The organism is Rhodanobacter sp. L36 (genome assembly GCF_009765755.1).
In the GTDB taxonomy this organism is placed as follows: Bacteria; Pseudomonadota; Gammaproteobacteria; order Xanthomonadales; family Rhodanobacteraceae; genus Rhodanobacter.
This window is the reverse complement of record NZ_LMUV01000002.1, coordinates 769,379-795,504: the sequence shown is the minus strand read 5'-3', so window position 1 is coordinate 795,504 and position 26,126 is coordinate 769,379. Positions and strand designations below refer to the sequence as shown.

20 protein-coding genes and 1 riboswitch are annotated in these 26,126 nt (G+C 63.2%); of the genes, 12 read left to right on the top strand and 8 right to left on the bottom strand.

Features of this window, described 5'->3' with window-relative positions:
- Positions 1 to 92 precede the first annotated feature (92 nt).
- Positions 93 to 1,556, bottom strand: a complete 1,464-nt coding sequence (gene zwf / locus GSQ73_RS03355; protein ID WP_158880972.1) for a glucose-6-phosphate dehydrogenase — start codon at positions 1,554 to 1,556, stop codon at positions 93 to 95.
- A gap of 224 nt (positions 1,557 to 1,780) precedes the next feature.
- On the opposite strand from zwf, the gene GSQ73_RS03350 reads away from it, so the two are divergent.
- From GSQ73_RS03350 to GSQ73_RS03325, 6 genes are all read left to right on the top strand, one after another.
- Entirely contained in the window at positions 1,781 to 2,533 is a 753-nt protein-coding gene (locus tag GSQ73_RS03350) for a GntR family transcriptional regulator (RefSeq protein WP_158880970.1), read from the top strand.
- A gap of 58 nt (positions 2,534 to 2,591) precedes the next feature.
- A complete protein-coding gene (locus tag GSQ73_RS03345) occupies positions 2,592 to 3,602 on the top strand; it encodes an SIS domain-containing protein (protein ID WP_158881707.1) in 1,011 nt (336 codons plus the stop codon).
- Between the two features lie 6 nt (positions 3,603 to 3,608).
- Positions 3,609 to 4,748 (top strand): N-acetylglucosamine-6-phosphate deacetylase, encoded by a 1,140-nt coding sequence (nagA, locus tag GSQ73_RS03340; RefSeq protein WP_158880968.1) that lies wholly within the window; start codon positions 3,609 to 3,611, stop codon positions 4,746 to 4,748.
- A 39-nt stretch (positions 4,749 to 4,787) separates the two neighbouring features.
- Positions 4,788 to 5,019: riboswitch (cobalamin riboswitch) on the top strand.
- Positions 5,020 to 5,145: 126 nt separating this feature from the next.
- Positions 5,146 to 6,996, top strand: coding sequence for a TonB-dependent vitamin B12 receptor (btuB, locus tag GSQ73_RS03335; protein ID WP_158880966.1), 1,851 nt, complete (start codon positions 5,146 to 5,148; stop codon positions 6,994 to 6,996).
- A 183-nt stretch (positions 6,997 to 7,179) separates the two neighbouring features.
- On the top strand, positions 7,180 to 10,359 hold the full coding sequence (locus tag GSQ73_RS03330) for an efflux RND transporter permease subunit (protein WP_158880964.1): 3,180 nt from the start codon (positions 7,180 to 7,182) through the stop codon (positions 10,357 to 10,359).
- Between the two features lie 232 nt (positions 10,360 to 10,591).
- The gene (locus GSQ73_RS03325; RefSeq protein ID WP_158880962.1) at positions 10,592 to 13,756 is read left to right on the top strand and encodes an efflux RND transporter permease subunit; all 3,165 of its coding nucleotides are present in this window, start codon (positions 10,592 to 10,594) and stop codon (positions 13,754 to 13,756) included.
- 44 nt (positions 13,757 to 13,800) lie between these two features.
- Here the strand turns inward: GSQ73_RS03325 and GSQ73_RS03320 are convergent, their stop codons facing one another.
- Positions 13,801 to 15,270 carry an MATE family efflux transporter gene (locus GSQ73_RS03320; protein WP_158880960.1) on the bottom strand — a complete coding sequence of 490 codons (1,470 nt, stop codon included), beginning with the start codon at positions 15,268 to 15,270 and terminating at the stop codon, positions 13,801 to 13,803.
- Between the two features lie 75 nt (positions 15,271 to 15,345).
- A complete protein-coding gene (locus tag GSQ73_RS03315) occupies positions 15,346 to 15,936 on the bottom strand; it encodes a DUF2239 family protein (RefSeq protein ID WP_158880958.1) in 591 nt (196 codons plus the stop codon).
- Positions 15,937 to 16,157: 221 nt separating this feature from the next.
- On the opposite strand from GSQ73_RS03315, the gene GSQ73_RS03310 reads away from it, so the two are divergent.
- A complete protein-coding gene (locus GSQ73_RS03310) occupies positions 16,158 to 16,685 on the top strand; it encodes an acyloxyacyl hydrolase (RefSeq protein ID WP_254063251.1) in 528 nt (175 codons plus the stop codon).
- Between the two features lie 69 nt (positions 16,686 to 16,754).
- Here GSQ73_RS03310 and GSQ73_RS03305 read toward each other — a convergent pair whose 3' ends face one another.
- The 5 genes from GSQ73_RS03305 to GSQ73_RS03285 all read right to left on the bottom strand — a co-directional run bounded on the left by GSQ73_RS03305 (position 16,755) and on the right by GSQ73_RS03285 (position 21,850).
- On the bottom strand, positions 16,755 to 18,278 hold the full coding sequence (locus GSQ73_RS03305) for a DHA2 family efflux MFS transporter permease subunit (RefSeq protein WP_158880956.1): 1,524 nt from the start codon (positions 18,276 to 18,278) through the stop codon (positions 16,755 to 16,757).
- Between the two features lie 76 nt (positions 18,279 to 18,354).
- Positions 18,355 to 19,545 carry an efflux RND transporter periplasmic adaptor subunit gene (locus tag GSQ73_RS03300; RefSeq protein WP_158880954.1) on the bottom strand — a complete coding sequence of 397 codons (1,191 nt, stop codon included), beginning with the start codon at positions 19,543 to 19,545 and terminating at the stop codon, positions 18,355 to 18,357.
- A 9-nt stretch (positions 19,546 to 19,554) separates the two neighbouring features.
- Positions 19,555 to 21,012 (bottom strand): efflux transporter outer membrane subunit, encoded by a 1,458-nt coding sequence (locus tag GSQ73_RS03295; protein WP_158880952.1) that lies wholly within the window; start codon positions 21,010 to 21,012, stop codon positions 19,555 to 19,557.
- Between the two features lie 20 nt (positions 21,013 to 21,032).
- A complete protein-coding gene (locus tag GSQ73_RS03290; RefSeq protein ID WP_343160819.1) occupies positions 21,033 to 21,509 on the bottom strand; it encodes a MarR family transcriptional regulator in 477 nt (158 codons plus the stop codon).
- 53 nt (positions 21,510 to 21,562) lie between these two features.
- Positions 21,563 to 21,850 (bottom strand): hypothetical protein, encoded by a 288-nt coding sequence (locus GSQ73_RS03285; RefSeq protein WP_158880950.1) that lies wholly within the window; start codon positions 21,848 to 21,850, stop codon positions 21,563 to 21,565.
- 219 nt (positions 21,851 to 22,069) lie between these two features.
- Between GSQ73_RS03285 and GSQ73_RS03280 the strand changes: the two genes are divergently transcribed.
- The 5 genes from GSQ73_RS03280 (at position 22,070) to GSQ73_RS03260 (ending at position 26,112) form a co-directional block, all read left to right on the top strand.
- Positions 22,070 to 22,885, top strand: coding sequence for a helix-turn-helix transcriptional regulator (locus GSQ73_RS03280; RefSeq protein WP_158880948.1), 816 nt, complete (start codon positions 22,070 to 22,072; stop codon positions 22,883 to 22,885).
- Between the two features lie 123 nt (positions 22,886 to 23,008).
- Positions 23,009 to 23,560 (top strand): DsrE family protein, encoded by a 552-nt coding sequence (locus GSQ73_RS03275; RefSeq protein WP_158880946.1) that lies wholly within the window; start codon positions 23,009 to 23,011, stop codon positions 23,558 to 23,560.
- Positions 23,561 to 23,571: 11 nt separating this feature from the next.
- Entirely contained in the window at positions 23,572 to 24,501 is a 930-nt protein-coding gene (locus GSQ73_RS03270) for a substrate-binding domain-containing protein (RefSeq protein ID WP_158880944.1), read from the top strand.
- A gap of 10 nt (positions 24,502 to 24,511) precedes the next feature.
- Positions 24,512 to 25,171 (top strand): c-type cytochrome, encoded by a 660-nt coding sequence (locus tag GSQ73_RS03265; RefSeq protein ID WP_254063250.1) that lies wholly within the window; start codon positions 24,512 to 24,514, stop codon positions 25,169 to 25,171.
- Complete coding sequence (locus GSQ73_RS03260) at positions 25,168 to 26,112, top strand: c-type cytochrome (RefSeq protein WP_158880942.1); 945 nt, start codon at positions 25,168 to 25,170, stop codon at positions 26,110 to 26,112. Before GSQ73_RS03265 ends, GSQ73_RS03260 begins: the two co-directional genes overlap by 4 nt.
- Positions 26,113 to 26,126 lie beyond the last annotated feature (14 nt).

Genomic DNA, 26,126 nt, shown 5'->3' with positions numbered 1-26,126 from the left:
ATGAGGCGCCGACGTGCCGCTCGTCGGGAAGGAAAGCAAAGCCTGCCGCAACGGCCGACATGGGCCGGTGAAGCTGCGGTAAAACGGATGCGTCACTCGCTGTCCTCGTTCCAGGTGCGGCCATCGCGCTCGATCAATGCGACCGCGGCGCTCGGTCCCCAGCTGCCGGCCGAATACGGACGCGGCGCTTCGCCGCTGGCCGACCATGCGGCCAGGATCGGGCCGGCCCAATGCCATGCCGCTTCGACTTCATCGCGACGCATGAACAGCGTCGGGTTGCCGCGTACCACATCCAGCAGCAGACGCTCGTACGCATCCGGCTGCGAGACGCCAAACGCTTCGGCGAAGCTCATGTCGAGCGGCACGTGGCGCAGGCGCAAACCGCCGGGGCCGGGATGCTTGATGGTCAGCCACAGCTTCACACCTTCGTCCGGCTGCAGGCGCAACACGAGCCGGTTTTGCGCCAGCGTGCCTGCGGAAGCGTCGAAGATCGAATGCGGTACCGGCTTGAACGCGACCACGATTTCCGACACGCGATCGGGCAGGCGCTTGCCGGTACGCAGGTAGAAAGGCACGCCGGCCCAGCGCCAGTTGGCGATCTCCGCCTTCAGCGCCACGAAGGTTTCGGTACCGGATTTCTGATTGCCCAGTTCGTCGAGGTAACCGGGCACTTTCGCGCCTTCGGCCACGCCGGCGCGATACTGGCCGCGCACGCTGAGCTGCGCGGCATTGCTGTCGTCGATGGGTTTCAGCGAATGCAGCACTTTCAGTTTTTCGTCGCGCACCGCGTCTGGCGCGAGTGACGACGGCGGCTCCATCGCCACCATGCACAGCAGCTGCAGGATGTGGTTCTGCACCATGTCGCGCAATGCGCCGGAGCGGTCGTAGTACGCGCTGCGATTACCGGTGCCGAGCGTTTCCGCGACGGTGATCTGCACGTGATCGATATGCGCGTTGTTCCACAGCGGCTCGAACAGCGCATTGCCGAAGCGCAGCGCCAGCAGGTTCTGCACGGTTTCCTTGCCGAGGTAGTGATCGATGCGGAACGTCTGCGATTCGTCGAACACCTTGCCGACGGCGTCGTTGATCTGGTTGGCGCTGTCGAGGTCGCGGCCGATCGGTTTCTCCAGCACCACGCGCGACTTGCCTTCGTTGAGCTTGTAGTTGCCCAGGCGTCCGCAGATGTCGACGAAGAGTTCGGGCGAGGTGGACAGATAGAACACGCGCACATGGTCGGCGTACTCACCGATCAGCGTCGCGAAATCGGACCAGCCTTCATCCTTGCGCGCATCGAGCGAGCGGTAGAACACCTGCTGCAGAAAGGTGTCGAGTTTCGCCGCATCGCCGGCATCCGCCAGCGAGGTGCGCAGTTGCGAGCGATACCCATCGTCGTCCAGCGCTTCGCGGGCGATGCCGATGATCCGGCTGGTGGCCGGCAGTTGGCCGTCGACAAACCGGTGAAACATGGCGGGGAGCAGCTTGCGCAGGGCGAGGTCGCCGGTGCCGCCGAAAATGACCAGGTCGAACGCTTCGACCGTTTGGGAAGTAGCAGTCACGCATGCACCTCAAGACGATGCCAAATGGGCGGGCAAATGCCGGATGGCGAGGTTGCCCGGGGGTGTTGCGCATAGTACCAGTGAAATACCAGATCATCCACCGTTGCACACGAATTCAATCGGAAGATTTGGTTTCAATGGTAACCAGCTCTGTTCAGGGCCATGAACATCGGATAATCGTGCCGGGCTTGCGGTAAGTGGTTTGCCATTGGTATCTTTGGAGAATGGAAACCGCTCTGGCCAACGAATACCGCCGCATCTGCCACGATCCGGCCACGCATCAACCGCTGGCGTACCTGAGGCTGCGGCGCGCGATCCGCAATGTGGTCGAGCATCGCGACATCGAGCCGGGCCAGGCGCTGCCGAGCGAACGCGATCTGTCGCAGGCACTGAAGCTGTCGCGGGTCACGGTGCGCAAGGCGATCGCCGGCCTGGTCGAAGAAGGCATCCTCACGCAGCGGCACGGCGCTGGCACCTTCATCGCCGAGCGCATCGTGAAGCCGATGTCGCGGCTCACCAGCTTCACTGAAGATCTGCGCGAACGCGGGCTGTCACCGCGTTCGGAATTCTTCGAGCGCGGCATCGGCGAAGTGACGCCCGAGGAATCCATGGCGCTGAACCTGTCGCCCGGTTCGCTGGTGGTGCGGCTGCATCGCGTGCGCTACGGACAGGACGAACCGCTGGCGATCGAACGCAGCGTGGTGCCTGCCAATCTGCTGCCCGATCCGATGCTGGTGCACGACTCGTTATACGAGGCGCTCGAGAAACTCGGCTGTCGCCCGCGTCGCGCGCTGCAGCGATTGCGCGCGGTATCGCTCAATGCGCAACAGGCGCGGTTGCTGCACGTCAACGCCGGCAGTGCCGGACTCAACATCGAACGGCGCAGCTTTCTGGACGACGGCCGCGTGGTTGAGTTCACCAGCTCGTGGTATCGCGGCGATATCTACGACTTCGTCGCCGAGCTGCAGACCGACTGAAAAACATCCACCGGGAATTTCATTGAACACACCGACCACGCAAGCCCGCGACACCCTGATGTTCCGCGAAGCGCACGAAGCGGCTGACGTCGTGGCGCGCCAGTTCGAAGCCAACGAAGCCATCGTCACGGCGCTGGCTCAGTCGCTGCGCGCGCACCCGCCGCGCTTCATCGTCACCTGCGCGCGCGGCAGCTCCGATCACGCCGCGGCGTACGCCAAATATGTTTTCGAAACCCAGCTCGGCATCGTGGTGGCATCGGCGTCGCCGTCAGTCACTTCAGTCTATGCGGCCGAGCAGCAGTGGGACGGCGCGTTGTTCATCGCGATCTCGCAGTCCGGCAAGAGTCCGGATCTGGTGCGCAATGCGCAAGCGGCCAAGCTCGCTGGCGCACGCGTGGTGGCGATGGTGAACGTGGAAGATTCACCGCTTGCAGCGATTGCCGACACGGTGATCCCGCTGCACGCCGGTCCGGAGCGCAGCGTGGCGGCGACCAAGAGTTACATCGCCGCGCTCGCTGCGGTGCTGCATCTTTGCGCGCGCTGGCACGGCGATGCCGCGCTCGGTGATGCGTTGAAAAAATTACCGGATGCCCTGCGCGCAGGCTGGGATGCGGACTGGTCGTCGCTGAGCAAAGGGCTGGTCGATGCGCATAATTTGTTTGTCGTCGGTCGTGGTTTTGGTTTCGGCATCGCGCTGGAAGCGGCGCTGAAATTCAAGGAAACCTGCGGACTGCATGCCGAAGCGTTCAGTGCGGCGGAAGTGAAACACGGGCCGATGGCCTTGGTCGGGCCGCACTTTCCGGTGCTGTGCTTTGCGCAGGACGACGACACGCTGGAAAGCACGCTCGCCATCGCCGACGAATTCCGTCGTCGCGGTGCGCAGGTGTTTGTCGCCGCGCCCGGCGTCGATGGCGAAGGCAGTTTGCCGGTGGGCGGTGGATTGCCGGCGCTGTGCACGCCGCTGCTCATCATCCAGAGCTTCTATCGCGCCACCAGCGAACTGGCGTTGCGCCGCGGATTCAATCCCGACGTGCCGCCGCATCTCAACAAAGTCACCGAGACGGTTTGATCGCGCATGACACTCGCCATCACCAACGCCCGCGTACTCACCGTCGACGGCTGGCGCGACGATCTCGCCGTGCTGATCGAAGGCGAGCGGATTGTCGACCTGTTGTCGCCTTCCGATCCGCGCGTGTGCAAGTCGACCCAGCGCGATCTGCACGGCGCGATGCTGTTGCCGGGTTTCATCGACGTGCAGGTCAACGGCGGCGGTGGCGTGCTGTTCAACGAGGCGCCGACGGTGGAAACGTTGCGCACGATGGGTGCGGCGCATCGGCGCTTCGGCACCACCGGTTTTCTGCCGACGCTGATCAGCGACGACGTCAGCGTCATGCGCGCGGCGATTGCCGCAGTCGACCAGGCACTCACCGAACGCGTGCCTGGCGTGCTCGGCATCCATCTTGAAGGCCCGTATCTCGCGCCCGCGCGCAAGGGCGTGCACGACCCGAAATATTTCCACGAGCCCGGCAAGGACGAACTCGCGCTGTTGTGCGCGCCGCGTCAGGGAGTGCGACTGCTCACACTGGCGCCTGAGCGGATGCCGCTCGGCACGCTGCGCGCACTGGCGGAAGCGGGGCTGGTGATCTGCGCCGGCCACACGGCCGCCGACTACGAAACCACGCGTGCAGCGCTGGACGCCGGCGTGCGCGGCTTCACGCATCTGTTCAACGCCATGACGCCGCTGGGCAGTCGCGAACCGGGTGTCGTCGGCGCCGCACTGGAAGACGCGAGCAGCTGGTGCGGGCTGATTGTCGACGGTCACCACGTGCATCCGGCCACGCTGCGTGTGGCGATCGCCGCCAAGGCGCGCGGCAAGATGCTGCTGGTCACCGATGCGATGCCGCCGGTCGGCGCGGAGCACCCTGACTTCGTGCTCAACGGCGAAACCATCACCGCGAAAGACGGCATCTGCCAGACCGCGCAAGGTGTGCTCGCCGGCTCCGCGCTCGACATGGCAGCCGCCGTGCGCAACAGCGTGCAGATGCTCGGGCTGCCATTGGACGAAGCCGTGCGTATGGCCAGCACGTATCCCGCCGACTTCCTCGGCCAGGGCAAAGTTCGCGGTCGCATCGCGGCCGGGCAGGCCGCCGATCTGGTGGTGATGGGCAACGATCTGCACGTGCGCGAAAGCTGGATCGGTGGCATGTCGGCGTAGATTCCGCCGATTTCGCATTGCTCAAATAGCCGTCCGAAGCTACAGTGGCGCGGTTCAGGTGTCCCGAAGGCGTTCGCTGGAGGGATGAAACGGGAAGCCGGTGCGTGGTGCGTCATCGCACTGCAAGGCCGGCGCTGCCCCCGCAACGGTAAGCGAGATGTTCGTTCGGCGAACGCCACTGTGCTAGGCACGGGAAGGCGCCGTTCGAGGCACGCGTTCCCACGCATGCCGCTCGTGAGCCCGGAGACCGGCCTGGACGATTCCTGGTGGCTCGCGGTGGGCGAGGCCGAACCACGTGTGTGGCGATGCCGCCTGCCCGTCGTTCCGTCTTCCCCACGTTCGCTCCCAGCTCATTGAACGATGGCGCCGTGCGCGGGTGCGCGGCCAAGGAACGAACATGAAAAAGTCTTTGCTGGCAGCGGCGCTGCTCGGTTGCACGTTGACGGCCCACGCCGCCGATCAGGGCGCGGCGGAAAATCTCGATCCGGTGATCGTCACCGCCACGCGCACCGCGATCACCGCCGACGAAGCACTGTCGTCGGTCACCGTGATCACACGCGCGGACATCGAACGTTTGCAGCCGCTGTCGGTGCAGGATCTGCTCACCGGTTTGCCGGGCGTGAGCTTCGCCAATTCCGGCGGCATCGGGCAGCAGACGTCGCTGTTCATGCGCGGCACCAACTCGTCGCACACCCTGGTGTTGGTCGATGGCGTGCGCATCGGTTCGGTCGGCAACGGGCTGGCCGCGTTCGAGCAGATTCCGGTCGAACAGATCGAGCGCATCGAGATCGTGCGCGGTCCGCGTTCGAGCCTTTACGGCGCCGACGCGATCGGTGGCGTGATCCAGATCTTCACCCGGCACGGCTCGCGCGACGGCGGACTCACGCCCTCTTTCAGTGTGACCACCGGCAGCGAAAACCTGTTGCGCGGGCAGGCCGGTTTGTCTGGCGGCGACGATCACGCCTGGTACAACGTCAGCATCGGTGCGCAGCACACGCGCGGCATCAACGCCTGCAAGATCGGTGCGGGTGAAGTGTTCGCCGGCTGCTTCACCGACGAGCCGGACAACGATGCGTTCCGCAACGAGAACCTCGCGGCGAGCGGCGGCTATCGCTGGGACGACGGCGCGCAATTGACCGGCAACTGGCTGCGCAGTCTGGGCGACATCGATTTCGACGGCAGCTTCGAAAACCGCAGCCGCACCGTGCAGCAAGTGGCCGGCACGACCTTCAGCATCAATCCGCTGGAAGCGTGGAAAACCACGTTGAGCGTCGGCCAGAACCTGGATCGTTACGACAACTACGAGAATCAGGATTTCGTCGGCTACATCTACTCGCGCCGCAACGAAGCGTCGTGGCAGAACGACATCAGTCTGACTGCCACCCAACTGCTGACGGTGGGCGTTGACTGGGCGCAGGAACACATCGACAGCGACACCGGATTCCTCGCCAGTCGGCGCGACAACACCGGCGGCTTTGCGCAATACCAGGGCACGTTCGGCAACAACGAAGTGCAGCTTTCCGCACGGCGCGACCACAACGGCCAGTTCGGCAACCACAACACCGGCGCCGCGGCATGGGGTTATCGCTTCGACGATGGTCTGCGCGTATCGGCAAGCTACGGCACAGCGTTCCATGCGCCGACTTTCAACGATCTCTACTATCCGTTCGGCAGCGGCAATCCGGATCTGAAGCCCGAGAAATCGCGCAGCGCCGAGCTGGGCGTGAACCAGCAGGTGAGCAACTGGAACTGGGGACTCAACGTCTACCAGACGCGCATCGACGACCTGATCACGCTGGACGAGAATTTCGTGCCGCAGAACATCAGCAAGGCGCGCATCCGAGGCGTCGAAGGGCAGCTGGGCGTCAACTTCGATGGCTGGCAGTTGCAGGGCTACCTGACCTGGCTGCAGCCGCGCGATCAGGACGGCACCGCCAACAATGGCAATGTGCTGCCGCGCCGACCGGAACACACCGCGCGCGTCGATCTCGATCGTCGCTTCGGCGCGTTCGGCATCGGCGCCACGGTATATGCCGCCGGCCGCAGTTACGACGATGCCGCCAACGTGCATGCGCTGGGCGGTTACGCCACGACCGATCTGCGTGTGAGCTGGCACTTCACGCAGGACTGGCAAGTGGAAGCACGCCTGGCCAACGTGTTCGATCGCGATTACGAAACCGTGTACTACTTCAACCAGCCCGGCCGCACCGCATTCCTGACCTTGCGTTACAGCCCCGCGGCGCACTGAGCAGCATCAACTCGACGCCATCCACCCCTGTCTTCCGACAGGGTGTGGACTTCAGGCACATACAACGCGCGCCGGGAGCCGGCATAAGATACGCATGATCGGGATTCATGCGTTCGCCTTTCCGTTGCCTCCGACGGCGTCGCCGCATGGTCTTTCTCCCAGTAATCGGGCCAGGGAGGCCATTTGAATATCTTTGCACCGTTCATCCGTCGCCCCGTGGGCACGTCGCTGCTCGGCATCGGCTTGCTGATAGCCGGTATCTGGGCATACACGCTGCTGGGCGTGGCCGCCTTGCCGAAGCTGGAATTTCCCGGCGTGGTGGTGGCTGCGGGTCTGCCCGGCGCCAATGCGCAGACCATGGCCAATACCGTGATGGCGCCGCTGGAGCGGCATCTGGGCCGCATACCCGGCATCAAGCAGATCACTGGCAGCGCCAACGAAGGCAGTGCGCAAGTCTTCGTGATGTTCAACTTCGGTGTCGACGTGGACGCGGCGGCACGCGAGGCACAGGCGGCGATCAACGCCGCTGCGACGGATCTGCCGCAAATGCCGAGTCCGCCCCAGTATTTCAGGTTCGACACCACACAGATTCCGGTGTTGCTGGTGTCGTTGACGTCCACCAGCCTGCCACCGGACAAATTGTTCGATCTCACCGATACGCTGCTCAATCCGGCGGTAGCGCAGATCAGTGGCGTGTCGCGGGTTCAGGTGTTCGGCGCGTCGGCGCACGCGGTGCGCATCGAGCTGGATACGATGGCCTTGGCGGCCAAGGACATCACCGCCAACGACGTCAGCAATGCGCTCGTCGCCGCCAATGTCACGTCGCCCCAAGGCACCTTGAGCGACGGTCGCACGCAGATGACGGTGACCGCCAGCGACAGCCTGCAAACGGCAGATCAATTCGCGCAGTTGATCATTGCCACAAACAAGGGCGTGCCGGTACGCCTGTCCGATGTAGCCAAGGTCAGCAGCGGGCAGGAGGACGCGTATCAAGCCGCGTGGTTCAACGGTCAGCGCTCGGTGACCATGCAGATCAGCAAGCGGCCCGAAGCGAACGCGGTGGCCGTCGCCGAATCGATTCGCGCCAAGCTGCCGATGCTGCGCGCGATGTTACCGGCTGATGTCGTGGTGACGCCCATCTTCGATCTCACCCAGACCACCAAATCCGCACTGCACGAGGTCGAAGTGGCGTTGCTTCTCAGCATCGCGATGGTGGCGCTGGTGATGCTGGCGTTTTTGCGACGGCTCAGGCCCACCCTGATCGCCATGCTCAGCGTGCCGCTGTCGCTGGCCGGCGCGTTCGTGGTGATGTGGACGCTGGACTATTCGCTCAACACGCTGTCGCTGATCGCACTGGTGCTGTGCATCGGCTTCGTGGTGGATGACGCGATCGTGGTGATCGAGAACATCGTGCGGCACATGGAGCAAGGCACACCGCCGTTGCCGGCGGCGCTCACCGGCGTCAGCGAAATCGGTTTCACGGTGATCTCGATCACGCTGTCATTGATCGCCGTGTTTGCGCCGATGCTGTTCGGCAACAACACCTTCACCACGATCATGCGCGAGTTCTCGGTGACGCTGACCGCGGCGGTGGTGATTTCCGCGCTGGTCTCGCTCACGTTGACGCCGGCTTTGTGCGGGCGTTATCTCACGCTTGAGCATTCGGCACAGAGCAAACCCAATCGATTGCAGCTGACACTGGAGCGTCTCGATCGCGGCTTGCATCAACGCTACGAGCGCGCGCTGGATTGGGCCATGAAGCATCGACGCGTGATGCGCTGGCAACCGATCATCCTGCTGGCTCTGACCGCCGGGCTGGCGGTGGCGGTGGCGTTCACGGCTGGCGGCGCGATCATGCCCGATCAGGACATGGGCATGATGCAGGGCAACCTCAGCTACGACGCCAACATCTCTCCCGATTTGCTGGCTCGTCGCGTGCAGTCGGTCGCGGCGACCGTGCAGGCAGACCCGGCCGTGCAGGACATCACCATGGTACTGGGTGGCAACAACAGCGGTGGCGCGGTCGGCAACGGCGCTTTCATGTTCATCGATCTCAAACCGTTCGGCCATGGGACAGGCGATCGGCGCGAGCACGTCAAGGACGTGATCGCGCGGCTCGACAAGCAATTCAAGGTGCTGTCCGACGTCGTGGTATCGATGACTCCGGTGCAGTTTTTCGGTGGCGGCGGCGGTGGCGGTGGCGGTGCGCCGCAGGGCCAGTATCAATTCCAGTTGAGCAGCACCAGCGGCATCGCGTTGCAGGAGCCGACGGTCAAGCTCGCGCGGATGATGCGCAGCATGAAAGAGTTCCGCGACGTCACCACCAGCTTCGACAGCATCGGCAAACAGCAGATGCTGATCGTCGACCGCGAGGCTGCCGGTCGCCTGCATGTAGGCATGAGCCTGGTCGATGACGCGCTGTACAACGCATTCGGCCAGCGTCCGGTATCCACCATCTACTCGGACATCAACCAGTACCGCGTGGTGTTGACGTCGTCTGGTGAAAGTTCGCTCAGCCCGGCCACGCTGCTGAACACTTTCGTGCGCAACACCGACGGCAAGATGATTCCGCTATCCGCCCTGGCGCGCATCCATCCGAACACCGCGCCGACCGAAATCGATCACTACAACCAGCAGGAGTCTGCGTCGATCAGCTACAACCTGGCCAAGGATCTGAACCAGGTGCAGGGCATGAAGGCGGTGGATCAGGCAATCGCCTATGCGCAACTCCCGGACGGCGTGCAGAAGCAGTACACCGGCGACAACCAGCAGTTGATGGAAGCGTTGACCAACGTCATCTTCATGCTGATCGCGGTGATCCTGGTGATGTACATCGTGCTTGGCATCCTCTACGAAAGCATGATCCATCCGCTCACCATTCTTTCCACACTGCCGGCTGCGGGCATGGGCGCGTATCTGGCGATGCTGGTGACGCACACGCAGCTCACGCTGATGTCGGTGATCGCGATCCTGATGCTGATCGGCATCGTCAAGAAAAACGCGATCCTGATGGTCGATTTTGCACTGGTCGCCGAGCGCGAGCGCGGCATGTCACCGCCCGAGGCGATCCGCGAAGCGGCGCTGGTACGCTTCCGCCCGATCACCATGACGACGCTGGTGGCGATGGGCGCGGCATTGCCACTGGCGATCGGTTTCGGCGTCGGTTCGGAAATGCGCCAGCCGCTGGGCATCGCGATTTTCGGCGGCCTGCTCGTATCGCAATTGCTCACGCTGCTGAGCACGCCGGCCATCTATCTGTGGCAACACGATCACCGGCAACGCAAGGCGAAACGCCAGCAACTGCGCGCCGAAATCAGGCGCCAGCGCGAGCTTCAGCAACAGGTGCCGGCCTTGCCGAAATAATCGCGTCGAGTACCATGCGCGACCCGGACCGGTGAGTCGCACGCGCGCCATCTGTCTGTATCCATCCACACGACCCCTGTCTTCCGACAGGGTGTGGACTTAAGGCACATACGCGCCGTCACCGGCGCTGGCATAACATCGACATGAACGGAACTCTCTCCCCGCGGACGCTGCGCGCGCCCGCTTTTCATTGCATGTGCGTGGCGCCACCGGCCGCATCGCGGAGCGCACGATGAATATCTTCGCGCCGATGATTCGCCGGCCGGTGGGTACGTCGCTGCTCGCTCTCGGGCTGGTGCTGGCAGGCGTGTGGGCGTACCTGCTGCTCGGTGTGGCGGCGTTGCCATCGCTGGATTTCCCCGGCGTCTATGTCGTTGCGCAGCAGCCCGGCGCCAGCGCGCAGACGATGGCGAACACCGTGCTCGCGCCGCTGGAACGTCATCTCGGCCGTATTGCCGGCGTCGATGAAATGTACGGCAACGCCAACGAAGGATCAGCCTCGGTGCAGGTGCGCTTCACCATGAGCCGCACTGCCGATAGTGCGGCGCGCGACGTGCAGGCGGCGATCAACGCGGCGGCGGTCGACCTGCCGACTGACATGCCTTCGCCGCCGCAGTTCTTCAAGTTCGATACGTCGCAGATCCCGATTCTTTTCATCACGCTGACCTCCACCGGGTTGCCGCAAGACAAACTGTTCGATCTCACCGATACGCTGCTCAAGCCGGCGGTGGCGCAGATCGATGGCGTGGCACAGGTGCAGGTATTCGGCGGCACGCCGCACGCGGTGCGCATCGAGCTGGACAACAACGCACTGGCGGCAAAAGGCCTCACCGCGAATGACGTCGCCAACGCACTGCGCGCCGCCAACGTCACCTCGCCGCAGGGCGTGTTGAGCAACGGCCGCACGCAGATGACCGTCACGGCGACCGACAGCATGCAGGATCCGGACGAGTTCGCACGGCTGTTGATCGCCATGCACAACGGCACGCCGGTGCGCTTGTCCGATGTGGCGAAAGTCTATGGCGGCCAGCAGGATCAATATCAGGCCGCTTGGTTCGGCAACGCGCTCACCGTCGGCATGCAGATCAGCAAGCGACCGGAAGCGAATGCGGTTGCAACGGTGGAAGCGATTCGCGCCAAGCTGCCGCAGCTGCGCGCATCGCTGCCGTCCAACGTGACGATGACGCCGGTGTTCGATCTCACCCAGACCACCAAGTCGGCGCTGCACGAAGTGCAGGTTGCCTTGCTGATTTCCATCGCGATGGTCGTGCTGGTCATGCTGGTGTTTCTGCGCCGGCTGCGGCCGACGTTGATCGCCACGCTCAGTGTGCCGTTGTCGCTGGCCGGCGCGTTCGTGGTGATGTGGACGTTGGGTTACACGCTCAACACGTTGTCGCTGGTGGCGCTGGTGCTGTGCATCGGCTTCGTGGTCGATGATGCGATCGTGGTGATCGAAAACATCGTGCGCCACATGGAACAAGGCCAGACGCCGATGCAGGCCGCACTCACCGGCGTGCGCGAGATCGGCTTCACGGTGGTCTCGATCACGCTGTCGCTGGTGGCGGTATTCGCACCGCTGCTGTTCGGCAACAACGAGCTGGTGATGCTGCTGCGCGAATTTTCGGTAACGCTCACGTCGGCCGTGGTGATCTCCGCGTTGGTGTCGCTCACGCTCACGCCGGCGCTATGCGCTTACTTGCTGGAACACGAACCGGAGCGACGCGAGCCCGGCCGGCTTGAGCGTGCAGTGGAGCGATTCGATCACGCGTTGTTGCGCAGCTATGAACGCGCACTCGACTGGGCGTTGCATCACCGGCGCATCATGCGCTGGCAACCGCTGACTTTGTTGATACTCACCGGCGTGCTCGGCTGGGCCGTGGTGCAAACCGCCGGCGGCACGTTCATGCCGGACGAAGATACCGGCCAGCTGCAGGTCGACATTCGCGCCGACGCGAATATTTCGCCGACCGAACTGAGCCAGCGCACGCTCGCCGTGTCGAAGATCATGGCAGCCGATCCGGCAGTGCTCGACCAGTTGACGATGCTGGGCGAAGACGGCGGCGGCGAAGGCGCAGTGGGCAACAACGCGCAGATGTTCGTCGACCTGAAAACCCACGGCAGCAGACCGGGACAGCGGCGCGAAGGCATCAAGCAGATCGTCGAGCGGCTTTCCAAACAGTACGACCGGCTGCCGGGCGTGAAGGTATCGGTGAGTGCGGCGCAATTCCTCGGCGGTGGCGGCAGCGGCGACAACGGCGGCCAGTACGAATTCCAGCTGGTCAGTACCGATGGTCGCGACCTGCAGCCATGGGCGCTGAAAATGGTTCGGCAGATGCGTACGGTGAAGGAGTTTCGCGACGTCGGCAGCAACTTTGATCAGGTCGGCAAGCAGCAGTTGCTGAAAATTGATCGTGAAGCCGCGGGCCGCACGCACGTCGGCATCGGCACGATCGACTCGGCGTTGTACGACTCGTTCGGGCAGCGGCAGGTGTCGGAAATCTATTCCGACATCAACCAGTACGCGGTAGTGCTGACGTCCAGCGCGGCGATGACGGTGAGCCCCGAGTCGCTGCTGAATGTGCGCGTGCGCAGCGACAATGGCGTGATGGTGCCGCTGTCTGCGCTCGCAAGCATCGCGCCCGACATCAGCCCGGTGCGCGTGCGTCACCACAATCAACTTCAGGCCGCGACGATCACCTACAACCTCGCCAAGGACGTACCGCAGGATCGCGGCGTCGCGCTGGTGGACCAGACGGCGTATGCGGTCGGTCTACCGGCGGGCGTCAAGGTCGATTACACCGGTGCCAACCAACGCCTGCAGCAGTTCAAGTCGAACGGCATGGTGCTGCTGCTCGGTTCGATCCTGGCGATGTACATCGTGCTCGGCATTCTTTACGAAAGCCTCGGCCATCCGTTGACGATTCTCTCCACGTTGCCCGCCGCGGGCGCCGGCGCGTTTCTCGCGATGCTGGTGACGCACACGCAGATTTCGATGATGGCGATCATCGCGATCCTCATGCTGATCGGCATCGTGAAAAAGAACGCGATTCTGATGGTGGATTTCGCACTCGTCGCCGAACGCGAACGTGGACTGCCTGCGCCCGACGCGATCCGCGAAGCGGCGCTGGTACGTTTTCGTCCGATCACCATGACCACGCTGGTCGCGATGGGCGCGGCGCTGCCGTTGGCGATCGGCTTCGGCATCGGTTCGGAAATGCGCCAGCCCTTGGGCATCGCGATCGTCGGCGGCCTGCTGGTTTCGCAGCTGCTCACGTTGCTGAGTACGCCAGCGATTTATCTGTGGAACTACGACCGCAAGATTCGCAAGGCCGTGCGCGTGGAGCGCCGCGCGGAGAAGCGTCGTCGGCGTGCCATCGGAAAAATGCAGACAACCTGATGTGGCGAAGGTCGTCCGGCGTTCGCGCCGGATCGACCGATCGCTCAGAGCGCGTGCTCGGACAAGTCCGTCGGCGACGGCATCACCGAAGTCGCCGGTACACCGGCGCCGGTGGTCGGCGCGTCGCCCTGCGTTGCAGGTTCAACCAGCAGATGCGCTTTGCGCCATCCGCCCCAGCGGTAATACGCGGCGGCCAACACCACAGACACCAGCGAGCCGAGCGGAAAACTCCACCACACCGCATCGGCGCCCATGCGTTCGCGCAGCATCCACGCAAAGGGGATGCGCACGAGCAGCAACGCAATCGTCAGGATGATCAGCGGCGGTATCACCGCGCCGGTGGAGCGCACCACGCCGGACAACACGAAGGTCAAACCGAAAAACAGGAACGACCACACCACAATCGCGTTGAGATGCTGCGCAATGGCGATGGCCGCACCGTCGCCCGGCAGAAACAGGCTCAGCGCACCGCGATTGAACAGGTAGACGATCGCCACCAGCACGCCGGTCAGCAGCAGGTTGTAGCCAAGCCCGGCCATGGTGATGCGGAAGATGCGATCCCAGCGCCGCGCGCCCACGTTCTGCGCCGCCATCGCGGAAACCGCCATGCCGATCGCCAGCGACGGCATCTGGATGTACGTCCACAACTGCTGCGCGGCACCGTACGCAGCGGTGGTCTGCGATCCGTAGGTGTTGACCATTCCAATCATCACCAGCGCGGACGATGAGATCACCACCATCTGCAAACCCATCGGCAAGCCCTTCAATACCAGCGCGCGCAGGATCGCGAAATCCGGTTTCAGGTAATGCAGCTCGTTGCGATGCAGGCACAGGAAATGTTTTTTTCGGTACAGATAAATGATCAACGCCAGCAATGCGGTGCTCTGTGCGATCAGCGTGGCAGTGGCCGAGCCGGCGATGCCCATTTGCGGCAATGGACCGACGCCGAAGATCAGCAACGGATTGAGCGCGATATCCAGCCCGACCGACAGCAGCATGAAGAGAAACGGCGTGCGCGAATCGCCAGCGCCGCGCAGCGTCATCATCAGAAAGCCGTAGAAGTACATCGACGGCAGCGCCAGGAAGATGATCCGCATGTAGGCGATCGCGAACGGCTGCGCATCCAGCGGCGTGCGCATCGCGGCAAGGATCTGCGGCGTGAACAGATAGCCCAGCCCGGTCACCAGCAACGACAGCACGATGTAGAAGCCGATGCTGGTGCCGATCACGCGCTTGGCCTGATCGACGTTCTTCGCGCCGATCGCCTGCCCGACCAGCAGCGTGTTCGCCATGCTGATGCCGAATACCAGCCCGAGCAGGAAGAACAACATCAGGTTGGCGTTGGAGCTGGCGGTCAGCGCCGCCTCGCCGAGGTAGTGGCCGATCCAGATCATGTTGATCGACGCGTTCAACGACTGCAGCACATTGGCGCCGAGAATCGGCAGCGAGAACAGCAGCAGCGTGCGGGCAATCGGCCCTTCGATCAGCGAAGGACCGCGTTGGGGAGGAGGCATGGTGTGATCCGGTTCTGAAGTTTGCCGATGGACGGCGCATATATTTTCGACGCGCAAGCTTACGTGGTGGCGCGCCTAGTCCGCATCGGCACGCTCATCCCAGGCGATGGCGGCCAGTTGCTTCAGATGCGCACGCACGTCCTGCGGCCACGCGTCGATCAGTTCGGCGAAGGACAGGCGATCGCCGCGATAGAACGCTCGTGATGCTTCTTCGTAACCGGCAAGATCGCCGGCCATGACGCGCATGAAACGATCGACGGATTCGGTGGACTGCGCCGCGCGTTCCTTCGCACCACTGTTGCGCAGGGCATGTTCGACCAGACGGCGAATTACTGCCGAGGCGCCGCCCGGTTGCTGGCCGAGCCAGTCCCAGTGACGCGGCATCAGCGTGACCTCGCGTGGTACCACGCCGAGTCGCGGTCGGCCCCGGCTGCGCGAGGACGGCTCGACGTCGGGCGTGTCGGGCGTCAATCGCGCCAGCACCTCCGCCGTCGTGCCGCGAAAATCCACCTCGAGCTGACGGCTGCTGCGGTCGTCGAAGATCAGCAACGGCCCGATTGTTCCGGTGTCCAGCGCGTGCTTGGCCACGCGCACCACATCCGGCAGCGGCCCGCTGGCGATCAGGCGTTCGCGCTCGAACGCGGTGCAGGTGTCGTGCGACGACATGGTTTTAATCCGGGTAGAAAGAACGCGCATTCTACCCGGGTCAAATAGTCCGTCAACCGGCTGAAGGATCGCAGCCCAAGCGGAATCGCGGGCCGCTTCCTGGACGAATATGCAGTGCACCATAGGCCGAACATCGAGTTGGCAGGCGGGTTGCAGGATTCACTTCAACACGACACATTTTATAAAACCATTGGGTACACAAATAGCCTTGAAGGATTTTCATGCGTGTCCCCGCCGCCTTGCTCCCTGCCATTCTTGGTCTTTCCCTCGCCGTATTCGCCTCGCCAACCTCGGCGACCCACCTGGAAATCCAGGGCGGGCGAAGCTACATGGACAGCTACGGCACCAACGCCGTTTTCGTCGAGGGCATCTTCGACGAACACATGATCGGCGACAGTCGTTTCAGCTGGTCGCCGGATGTCTCGGCGGGTTTCATCAACGGGCGTGATGTGCCGCGTTACCGGCTCTCGAAATACACCACCAGCGACGACGTGTATCTGCTCGCCGCCGGCGCGCGCCTGCATTACGGCGACACGGATAGCTGGTACCACCCGCTTTTCCTGAGCTTCCAGCCGGCCGCGCAGAGTGGCCGTACGCAGGCACTCAGCACCGGCTATGAATTCGTCAGCACGCTGGGCTGGCAGGGCAAGCACTTCAGCGTACAGATACGGCATGTTTCCAACGCTAGCCTGCACGAACCCAATCGCGGCGAGACGATGGCCTTGGTCGGCGTGGGTTTTGACCTCTGATCGTTTGGGCGTCCAATCCGGAAAAAAAACCGGCGTGACTGCCGGTTTTTTTATTGCATGAGAGTTGCCTCAGTGGCCGCCCGCCGCGGGTCCGGCCTTGGCGCTGAACGGCGGCCGCGCCAGCCATATCACGAAGATCAGTCCCACGAAAATCCAGCCGAGCGCATGGAACACTTCGTTGAAAGAAATCTGATAACCCTGCTGCGTGATCATCTCGTTGATCATGTTGCCGCCGAACTGCGTATCGCCGTGCCCGAGCTGGCTTATTGCGGCCTGCGTAGTGGGGCTGTACGGGGTGATGGTTTCGGCCAATTGCGCGTGATGATCCACCGCGCGCCGTTCCCACAACAAGGTGGTGAGCGATGCAGAGAAGCTGCCGCCCAGCGTACGCAGGAAGGTGGCAAGGCCCGAGCCTGCCGCGATCTCGTTCTGTTGCAGGTCGGACAGCAGGATGGTCAGGATCGGCATGAAGAACAACGCCACGCCCAGGCCCTGAATAAGCTGCACGATGGCCACGTGGTAGAAGTCGATGCCGATGAAGAAATCCGAGCGCATGAAGCAGGTGACGCCCATCACCGCGAACGCGAACGACGCGAGCACCCGCAAGTCGATGCGCGCGGCGTACTTGCCGACGATGAAGGTCAGCAGCACAGGGATGATGCCCAATGGCGCAGTGGCGTACCCCGCCCAGGTGGAGGTGTAGCCCAGGTAGCGCTGCAGCCACAATGGCACCATCAAACCGATGGCGAAGAACGCTGCATAGGCGAGTACCAGTGCGATGGTTCCGGCGGTGAAGTTGCGGTGCCGGAACAGCTTGAGGTTGACGATCGGATCCTTGTCGGTCAGTTCCCATATCAGGAAGATCGTGATGGCAATCGCCGACACGACGCTGGTGATGATGATGAAACTCGAGTTGAACCAGTCTTCGTCGTTGCCCTTGTCGAGCACGATTTGCAACGCGCCGACGCCGATGATCAGCGTGATCAGACCGACGTAATCAACCTTCGGGCGCTCGGTTTTCTCGACGCGACCTTTCATCTGGTTCGCCACCACCATGCTGGCGAAAATGCCGATCGGCACGTTGATGAAGAAGATCCATGGCCAGGAATAATTGTCGGTGATCAGGCCGCCGAGAATCGGGCCGGCGATGGGCGCCACCACCGTCACCATGGCCAGCAAAGCCAGCGCCATACCACGTTTTTCCGGTGGATAGATGCCGATCAGCATGCTCTGCGTGATTGGATACATCGGCCCTGCCACCGCGCCCTGCAGTGCGCGGAACACGATCAGCATGCCCATGCTCTGCGAGATGCCGCACATGAACGAGGTCAGCGCGAACAACAGCGTGGACCACACGAACAGTTTCACTTCGCCGAAGCGACGCGTGAGAAAGCCGGTGAGCGGCAGCGAGATCGCCATGCTCACCGCGAACGAGGTGATCACCCACGTGCTCTGGTTGTTGCTGACGCCGAGGTTGCCGGCGATGGTCGGCAACGACACGTTGGCGATGGTTGTGTCGAGCACCTGCATGAAGGTGGCCAGCGACAGACCGATCGTGCTGAGTGCCAGATTGGGTGGACGAAATTGAGCCATGAAAGTCTGTCGGTAGTCGAACGATTGGCGAGAAATCCGCATCGCCTCCGCGAACGGAGGCGATGTGGTGTTTCTCTTATTTGCCAGCAGGCATGTTGGCGTGAATGATCTCGGTGATCGCCACGTCGGCCTTGGCCAGTTGCTGCTTGTACACGTCGGTGCTGAAAGCCGGCTGCGTGGGCGACTGTTGCGCCAGTGTGTGGCCACTCTGGTCGTGCAGGTTCACGTCGACGTCCAACGACATGCCCAGGCGCAACGGATTCTTGTCCAGCTCGTTCGGATCGGTGAACACGATGCGCACCGGAATGCGCTGCACGATCTTGATCCAGTTGCCGGTGGCGTTCTGCGCCGGCAACAGCGAGAACGCACTGCCGGTGCCGACACCCAGGCTCTGCACCTTGCCCTTGTACTTCACCGAGCCGCCATACACGTCGGAGCTGATTTCCACCGGCTGGCCGAGGCGCATCTTGGTGAGCTGGGTCTCCTTGAAGTTGGCGTCGATCCACACGCCATGCAGCGGCACCACCGCCATCAACGCCGCACCCGGCATCACGCGCTGGCCGACCTGCACCGAGCGTTTGGCCACATAGCCGTCCACCGGTGCGACCAGTGTGGCGCGCGCATCATCGAGGAATGCGGCGCGCAATTGCGCGGCAGCGGCCTGCACATCCGGATGCGATGCGACCACCGTGTCGTCCACCAGCACCTTGCTGGTCTGATACTGCTGTTGTGCCGCGATCAAGCCGCTCTCGGCGGTGGTAAGCGCGTCGCTGGCATGCGACAGCTCTTCCGAGGAAATCGCGCCGGACTTGGCCAGTGCACGGCGACGGTTGAAGTCCGCGCGTGCCTTGTCGACCGCGGTCTTGCGCGCGGCGACATCGGCCTGTGCGCCATTGACGTTGCTGTAGAGGCCACGCACCTTGCGCACGGTGTTGGCAAGGTTCGCTTTCGCCTGGGCCAACGAGACTTCGGCATCGCTCGGGTCGAGCTGTACCAGCACGTCGCCGGCGTGCACGAGGTCGCCGTCATCGGCGCCGATGCTGACCACGGTACCGGGAACCTGCGGCGTGATCTGCACCACGTTGCCGTTGACGTAGGCGTCGTCGGTGCCTTCGTACCAGCGGCCTTCAAAGAAGTACCAAAGCGCCCATCCAATGATGGCGACGACCACGACCACGACGAGCAGCCGCAGCAGGAAACCGCGCGAGCTTTTTTTCGGCGGCGGGACGACCGGGGTTTCGGTCGCAGTGGGATTCTGGCTGGACATGGTGCTGCCTCAGGAACGTGAAGGGTTGGAAGACGGGGAAGGCGTGGCCTGCGGCTGGAAACCACCGCCGAGGGCCTGGATCAACTGCACCGACAGATCGATCTGCTGCGCGTGGAGCGAGGCCATGGCTTGACGCGCGACGAGCAACTGCTGGCGCACGCTGAGTGCTTCGAGGTAGCTGCCGATGCCGGCCTGATAACGCTGCAGCGCCAGCTGCCACGCCTGGTCGGCGGCGTCCTCCGCGCGTTGCTGCGCGTCGATCTGCACCTGCAACGAACGCAGGGCCGAAAGATCGTCGGACACCTGGTTGATCGCGGACACCAGCGTCTGGTTGTACTGCGCCACGGCCACGTCGTACTCGGCGTCCTTGCCCGACAGGTTGGCGCGCAGGCGGCCGCCATCGAAGATCGGCAGGCTCAGCGAAGGACCGACCTGGAAAAATCGCGCCGGCGCTTCGAACAGGTTGTTGCCGCCCAGCGTGATCAGGCCCGCCATCGCGCCGATGCTGACGTTGGGCAGGAATTCCGTTTTCGCCACCTTGATGTTCTGGCTGGCCGCCTCGACGCGCCAGCGTGCGGCGACCAGGTCGGCGCGATGGCCGATGAGTTTGACCGACAGATTTGCGGGCACCGCGAGCGTCGCCGGTTTCAGCGCCTGCGGCTTGGCGATATCCAGACCGCGATCCGGACCTTTGCCGAGCAAGACCGACAACGACGAGCGTGCCGAATCGATCGCGCGATCGCCGAGCGCGACATGCTGCTCCGCGCTGGCCACTTCGCCTTCGGCCTGTTTCAGCTGGATCCGGTTGTCGATGCCGGCGGCCACGCGCTGGCGAGTGAGGTCGCGCGCCTGCGTCGCGCGCTTCAGTTCGCCGGTCGCCAGATCCTGCTGGGCGTAGGCGTAATTCAGCTGCGCATAGGCACGTGCGACGTTGCCGGACAACTCGATGCGCGCCGCATGCTGATCGATCTCCGCTGCGCGCGATGCACCCACGGCGGCCTGCCAGGCGGCACGCTTGCCGCCCCACAGATCGAGGCCCCATTTGAAGCTGGCATAGCCGTACTTGGCCCATTCGAAATGGCCGCCGCCATCGTCCGCCGGCAGCAGCGTGGTGGGAATGCGCGCGCCGGAAATGCTCGCGCCACCGTTGACGGTAGGGCCGCGTTCGGCATCGGCAATGCCGGCTTGCGCCTGCGCCTGACGGGCGCGCGCGTCGGAGATGCCCAGGCCGGGGTTGTCCCGCAGCGCTTCACTCATCAACGCGTCGAGTTGCGTATCGCCCAGGCCGGTCCACCAGTCGGTGGTGGGCCAGGCGGCGGGCGAGGCATTGAAATCGGCCAGGCTGCGATCGGCCTTCAACGACGAGGGATCCGTCGCTGTGCCGTCCGGATGCAGGCCGCCGCTGCTGGCGCAACCGGCCAGCGCGAGGGTCAATGCAGTAGCTGCCGCAAGGAGGTGCAGACGCATGAGTCGTGGTCCAGAAAAAGTCAGTTCTTGTCACGGAGCGCGCGCAACACGCGATCCAGGTAATCGTGCAATTGCGCCTGCTCGGTCTTGCTCATCGAAGCCTGCGCGGCATCCATGACGCGCTGGCTGCAAACCGACGCGGTGTTCTGCCAGACCGTGCTGCCCGCATTGGTCAATTCGATGCGCAGCGCGCGGCGATCCTGTTCGTGCGGCGAGCGGCGCAGATAGCCTTTGCGTTCCAGCTGGTCGAGCTGCCGCGTCATCGCGCCGCCGTCCAGTTCCACCGCGCGCGCCAGTTCCGTGGCCGACACCGCGCCGAGCTGCTGCGACTTCTTGAGGATCAGGTACTGCGTGAAACTCAACTCAAGTCCCTGGCTCGCAAGTTCCGTTTCAATCGCGCGGACCATTTCGGAACGCACCATGGTCACCAGCATGCCCAGGCTCGGGGCATGGGGATCGTCAATGGCGGAAGGTTGGGATGGCGGATGGGGCTTCATGGCCGGTCATTCTATTGCCGATAATATATTTGTCAAGGCAAATATATGCCCGTTTATGTTTGTTTCAGCAAAAACAGCGGCCGCGTCTGGCGCATGCGAAGTTCTAGGCTCTCCATTTCATCGGCCAGCCAGGTGCGCAAAGCCGGATCGCGTAGCTCGAAAAGATCGAACGCGCCGAGCGCCCGCAGTGTCGGCAACTGGGCCAGCAAGCGCGGCTCCATCGCACGGCGCACGGCTTCGGGCGTGCTCGGATCGAGCATCTGGTGAGCGCAGGCGATGAAGGTTTCAACGGGAGATGCCGCAGTTTCGGCTTTCCTGGAAAGTATTTCGGTGATTGACATGAGGTCGTCCTGTCTGAATGTGGCGACTTGAAAACGGGTGCATCACGGACGCGCGAACGGCATGCAACGTGACCGGCGGAGCTGTCGCCTGGATGCTTGAAAGGCCGCGAGCGATGGCAGCGGCAACGGATTTCCAGCCGTGGCCGGATAGATCACAGCTTAGGCAAGCTTCCGGCGATCTGTTACCGTTATTTGGTCAACTTCTATCGAGAACTGGCCATGACGGCTTCCCATCAGAAAACCCACGAGCTGATCGAACAGGTCGGCGGCCCCGCGTTGATCGCCTACTGCATCGACAGGGAAGCGGCCAGCGAGTACGGCGAGGACACGCACACTTACGACTGGCATCGCCATCTGCGCGGGCAGTTTTTCTGTGTCGAAAGCGGGCTCGTCCACGTGCACACGGAACACGGCTCGTGGATGCTGCCGCCACACCGCGCCGGCTGGATGCCGCCGGGCGAACTGCACACAATCAGCATCAGCGGACCGATGAGCGGCTGGGGCGTGTTCATCACACCGGACATCGACCACGGCCTGCCCGAGCGTCCTTGCGTGATCGGCGTCAGCGAGCTGATGCGCGCGCTGGTGCGCCGTGCCAGTTCGTGGACCTGGGACGAGCAACTGGATGTGGAACAGGAACGCGTGATGTCCGTGCTGCTTGATGAGATGCGCCGCGCGCCGCACGAATCGTTGTACTTGCCGATGCCGAACGATCGTCGGTTGCTGCGGATCGCGCAGGCGGTGCTCGCGCATCCGCACGACAACCGCAGCCTGGAAGAATGGGCGACCTGGGCCGGCTTGTCCGCCCGCAGTGTCAGTCGCGTTTTCCGTGCGGAAACCGCCATGAGTTTTGCGCAGTGGCGGCAGCAGGCGCGCCTGAGTCGCGGACTCGAGCAACTGGCCGAAGGCGTGCCGGTCGCGACAGTGGCCGATGCGCTGGGCTATGTGAGCGTCAGCGCTTTCGTGGCGATGTTCCGGCGCAACTTCGGCCAGCCGCCGGCGCGTTACTTCGCGCATCGTCCGTCGCTCGCATAGCGCCTCGCCCTTACATAAGCCCGCGTTATCGCCACGATCACAAAAAACGCATTGGCTTATCGGATGAGCCGGGCATAGCATGCGTCGACGCGAATCCGCGTTCATCCATTCTGCGAGGTCGCCATGTTCCGTCGTCCGCTGCTGCCTGTCGTGCTTGCGCTTTTCCTGCTTCCCGCCGCGGCGTTCGCTGCCGCCGACGGTTTCTGGCAGACGCCCACCATCCACGGCGCAGGCAAGATTCACCCGCTGCCGCAGGCTGCATACCAGCCGGATCGCCACGCCATCTACAAACTGGTTTTCAGCCTGACCAAGGCAGCCGACAAACCCGACGAGGTGAATCCGTCGCTCGATCACGTGGCGCGAGCGGTGAACCTCTATGTGCAGTCCGGTGTGCCGCTTAGCCATCTGAAATTCGTCGCCGTTGCTGCCGGCCCCGCCACGGCGCTGGCATTGAACGACGAGCAATATCGCAAGCTGTACAGCGTCGCCAATCCGAACCTGCCGTTGATCGCGCAGCTGCGCAAGGCCGGTGTCGATGTCGCCGTGTGTGGTCAGGCCATGGCCGAGCACAAATACGAATACAGCTGGATGGATTCGCACGTCACACTGGCGCTTTCCGCGCTGACGACCTTGGCGGACTTGCAGCAGCAGGGCTATTCCCTGCTGCCGTTCTGATGGGTTTTCGCATGAAACGAGGGATTGTTTCCGGCGCGTTGCTATTCGCCGTTTTTACTGTCAACGCCGCCGCGGCAAAACAGGAAAATTATCTCCCGCCGTGGAACCCGCCTCCGGCAGGGATGCAATTCAATGTACCGCCGGTGGATGCTATTGCCGACTTGCACGGCGACATCGTCGATCCGCAACTTGTCGTGTTTTTCGCCGGCAATCAGTTCATGGTGGTGCACGACCTGCTTGCGGCATTCACCCGGGCGCATCCGCAATACCAGCGCATCTATGCTGAAACACTGCCGCCTGGCATCCTCGCCAGCCAGATCGAAGGCGGCGTGCTGGTGATGGGCAACCTGCGCATCACGCTGAAACCGGACGTCTATACGGCCGGAAAGGACGCGATCGCACAGAACCAGCAGAAGCATGGATGGTTCGCCGATACGTACGACTACGCACGCAATCCGCTTGCCATCATGGTGGCGAAAGGTAATCCGAAACACATCCGCGGCCTGCAGGATCTTGGACGTCCAGACGTCCGCGTGAGCATGCCCAATCCGCAGTGGGAAGGCGTGTCCAAACAGATCGAGGCAAGCTATCGCAAGGCCGGTGGCGAAGCGCTCGATCGCATGATCATGGACACCAAGGTCAAGGACGGCAGCACGTTCCTCACCCAGATTCATCATCGCCAGTCGCCGTTGCGCGTGCTGCAGGGCGAGTCCGATGCGGCGCCGCTGTGGTCGACCGAGGCTTATTTCCAGCAGCAGGTTCTTCATCGTCCGATCGAGACGATTGATATTCCTGCGGCGCAGAACGCCGTTGGCACCTATACGGCTGCACGCATGAAGAATGCACCGCACGAGCAGGCCGCGAAGGACTTCCTGGCCTTCATGCAAAGCCCTGCGGCGCAGGCCATCTATCGCAAATACGGCTTCATGCCGCCGCATTGAGGACGCCGCGATGATCAGCACCGCACGCGTAATTGGCATGGGCATGGTCGCCATCGTTGCGTTGCTGGTCATGGTGCAAGCACGAGCAAGCGACGCGGACAGCATCGTCCATCAAGGCAATGGCAAGGGCGCGCCGCCGTGCCTTGCCTGTCATGGTGCCAATGGCGAAGGTCAGGCCGCATCGGGCAATCCGCGACTAGCGGGGCTGGACGCCGCGTATCTTCGCAAGCAGCTGGAAGATTTCACCAACAGCAGCCGAACGAGTCCGGTCATGCAGTCGACTGCCAGCGCTTTGACCGCCGACGAGCGCAATGCCTTGGCCGTCTATTACAGCAAGCTGCCGATTCCTTCGTCGTCGACGGTGCCGCCAACGGACCAAGATGCCGGCGGTGAACTCGCCACACGCGGACATTGGAGTCAGCAAATTCCCGGCTGTGTGCAGTGTCATGGTCCCGCGGGCACTGGCGTCGGCGCGAATTTTCCGCCGCTGGCCGGACAACCAGCGATCTACATTGAAGCGCAACTGAAGGCGTGGCAGCACGGAACGCGGCACAACGATCCGCTGCAACTCATGCAGCATTTGTCCGCATCACTGAGCGAGCAAGATATCCACGACGTCGCGTCGTGGTTTGCCGCGCAATCGGCCGTTGCCAAAGGTGCCACGCCATGAACCGTCGTATCGCTGTGGCTGCATTGATCATCGCGATCTGCGGATTGAATGGCTGCGCGAATAAATCGCCCGCAGCGCCAATGGCGTCAGTGGTGCCGGCCGCATCGATAGCGAAAACCGATGCCGCGCCCGCCTTCGCTCCGCCTTCCGAAAAGAAAATCCCCGATGGTCCGCTCGGCGACGTGATTCGTCGCGGCCGCGACATTTTCATCGATACGCCCGCACGCGCTAAAGCCTACGTCGGCAACGGATTGAGCTGCAGCAATTGTCACCTCGACGCCGGGCGTCTGGCGAAGTCGGCGCCACTGTGGGGCGCGTACGGCATGTATCCGCAGTACCGCAAAAAAACCGGCGAAGTGAACACATTCGGCGAACGCCTGCAGGGCTGCTTTCTCTACAGCATGAATGGCAAGGCGCCCGCGCTGGACAGCGCCGAACTGGTCGCGCTGGAAACGTATGCGTGGTGGATGAGCCAGGGCGCGCCGGTGGGCGTGAAGCTCGCAGGAGCGGGCTATCCGAAGCTCGCCGATCCGGCGCTCAAGATCGATTACTCGCGCGGTCAAACGGTCTACGAAAAAAACTGCGCGCTATGCCACGGCAGCGACGGGCAGGGCCAGCAGGTTGCCGGTCGCAACGTGTTTCCGCCGCTGTGGGGGCCGCAATCTTTCAACTGGGGCGCCGGCATGCATCAGGTGGGCAATGCGGCTGGATTCATCAAGGCGAACATGCCGCTGAGTCGCGGCGGCACGCTCAACGATCGGGACGCGTGGGACGTGGCGATGTTCATGGACGCGCACGAACGCCCGCAGGATCCGCGTTTCACAGGCAACGTGGCGGACACGCGGCATAAATTTCACGACACGCCCGATTCGCTTTACGGCGTGTCGATCAACGGCCATCTGCTCGGTGAGCCGACGGCGCAAAAGTCGGCGTATCGATGATCGCGAGGAATGCC